Annotated in this window: 3 protein-coding genes; all 3 read left to right on the top strand. The window is 70.1% G+C overall.

Translation table 11 applies throughout. The features are described from left to right. A partial coding sequence (locus VFO68_RS00840; RefSeq protein ID WP_325156162.1) for an NADH-quinone oxidoreductase subunit C occupies positions 1-450 on the top strand: 450 nt, incomplete at its 5' end. Then, a complete protein-coding gene (locus VFO68_RS00835) occupies positions 447-1,763 on the top strand; it encodes an NADH-quinone oxidoreductase subunit D (protein WP_325156161.1) in 1,317 nt (438 codons plus the stop codon). The genes VFO68_RS00840 and VFO68_RS00835, both read left to right, overlap by 4 nt. Before the next feature lie 8 nt (positions 1,764-1,771). After that, positions 1,772-2,590: NADH-quinone oxidoreductase subunit NuoE (gene nuoE / locus VFO68_RS00830; protein ID WP_325156160.1), on the top strand; the 819-nt coding region annotated here is incomplete at its 3' end.

Raw genomic sequence — 2,590 nt, 5'->3', positions numbered from 1 at the left:
GACCGGGGCGAGCTGACCCTGCACATCCGCCCGGAGCGGATCGCCGAGGTCTGCCAGGTCCTGCGCGACGACGAGGCGCTGCGCTACGAGCTGTGCTCCAGCGTCTCCGGTGTCGACTACCTCGGCAGCGACGAGCGCCGGTTCCACGTCGTCTACCACCTGACCTCGATGACGTACCGGCGCCGGATCCGGCTGGAGGCCGCCGTGCCGTTGGCGGACCCCCGGCTGCCGAGCGTCACGGCCGTCTACCCGACCGCCGACTGGCAGGAGCGCGAGACGTACGACATGTTCGGTGTGATCTTCGAGGGCCACCCCAACCTGACCCGGATCCTCATGCCGGACGACTGGGAGGGCCACCCGCAGCGCAAGGACTACCCGTTGGGCGGCGTGCCGGTGGAGTACAAGGGCGCCGAGATCCCGCCGCCGGACGAGCGGAGGGTGTACCAGTGAGTTACGCGACCGAGCGGGAGACGACCGAAGGCAAGGTCTTCAACGTCACCGGCGGCGACTGGGACACCGTGGTCTCGGGCACCGATCCGCTGCACGACGAACGGATCATCGTCAACATGGGTCCGCAGCACCCGTCCACGCACGGCGTGCTGCGGCTGATCCTGGAACTCGAGGGCGAGACCGTCACCGAGGCGCGGACGGTCGTCGGCTACCTGCACACCGGCATCGAGAAGAACCTCGAGTACCGCAACTGGGTGCAGGGCACGACGTTCGTGACCCGGATGGACTACCTGTCGCCGATCTTCAACGAGACGGCGTACTCGCTCGCGGTGGAGAAGCTGCTCGGCGTCACCGACGAGATCACCGAGCGGGCCACCACGATCCGGGTGCTCATGATGGAGCTGAACCGGATCGCCTCGCACCTGGTCTGGATCGGCACCACCGCGCTGGAACTGGGCGCGGTCAACATGATGCTGTACGGCTTCCGCGAGCGGGAGTACATCCTCGAGGTCTTCGAGATGGTCGCCGGCCTGCGGATGAACATGGCGTACGTGCGGCCGGGCGGTGTGGCGCAGGACATCCAGGACGAGGCGATTGAGAAGATCCGCGACTTCGTGGCGCTGCTGCCCAAGCGGCTCAAGGAGTACGAGGATCTGCTCTCCGGCCAGCCGATCTGGCTGGAGCGGACCAAGAACGTCGCCGTGCTCGACGTGCAGGGCTGCCTGGCGCTCGGCATCACCGGTCCGGTGCTGCGCTCGGCCGGCCTGGCCTGGGACCTGCGCAAGACCGAGCCGTACTGCGGTTACGAGACGTACGAGTTCGACGTGCCGGTGGCGACCACCTCCGACGGGTGGGGCCGCTACCAGGTCCGGATGGACGAGATGCGCGAGTCGCTGAAGATCGTCGAGCAGGCGCTGGACCGGCTCCGCCCCGGTCCGATCATGATCGCCGACAAGAAGATCGCCTGGCCGGCGCAGCTCGCCATCGGAGCCGACGGCCTGGGCAACTCGCTGGAGCACATCGCCAAGATCATGGGCCAGTCGATGGAGGCCCTGATCCACCATTTCAAGCTCGTCACCGAGGGTTTCCGGGTGCCGCCCGGCCAGGTGTACGTGGCGATCGAGGGCCCGCGCGGCGAGCTGGGCGTGCACGCCGTCTCCGACGGCGGCACCCGGCCCTACCGGGTGCACTACCGCGAGCCCAGCTTCGTCAACCTCCAGGCCATCCCGGCCATCGCCGAGGGCGGCCTGATCGCCGACGTGATCGCCGGCGGCGCCTCGTTGGACCCCGTCATGGGTGGGTGTGACCGTTGATTTCTGACATGACGCTGTCGCCGGCCGCCGCCGCGCTGGCCGCGAAGCTCGACCCGCTGGCGCGCGAGATCATCGCCCGCTATCCCGAGGGCCGGTCCCGGTCGGCGCTGCTGCCGCTGCTGCACCTCGTGCAGTCCGAGGACGGGTACGTCAGCCCGGCCGGCGTGGAGTACTGCGCCGCCGTGCTCGGCATCACCAAGGCGCAGGTCGGCGCGGTGGCGACGTTCTACACGATGTACAAGCGCCGGCCCACCGGCGAGTACCTGGTCAGCGTCTGCACCAACACGCTGTGCAACGTCATGGGCGGGCAGGCGGTCTACGACACGCTCTGCGAGCACCTCGGCGTCGGGCACGACGAGACCACCGAGGACGGCTCGATCACCCTTGAGCACGCGGAGTGCCTCGCCGCCTGCGACTACGCGCCGGTGATGACGGTCAACTACGACTTCTACGACAACGTCGCGCCGGACACGGCGGTCGAGGTGGTCGACCAGTTGCGCCGCGGCCTGCGGCCGCCGCCCACGCGCGGCGCCCGGCTGTGCTCGCTGAAGGAGATGGCGCTCCAACTCGCCGGCTTCGCCGACACCCGCGAGGGCGCCGTCGGGGACCCGGCCGCCGGCGAGGCCAGCCTGCGCGGCAACCGGCTGGCCGAGCGGTACGGCATCTCGGTCGCCGGCTTCGACCCGTCCACGCCGATCGGCCGTACCCCCGAAAAGTCGCCCGCGGAGAGCAGGCCGGCCGCGGCGGCCACGCCACCCGCGGCCTCCGGGGCCGGCGGCGACGCACCGGCGCCGGACCAGAAGTCGCCGGAGGTGCGCGCCGCCGAG

The sequence above is a fragment of the Actinophytocola sp. genome, assembly GCF_035712165.1.
GTDB lineage: Bacteria > Actinomycetota > Actinomycetes > Mycobacteriales > Pseudonocardiaceae > DASYTH01.
This window is presented reverse-complemented; position numbering and strand designations above follow the sequence as displayed.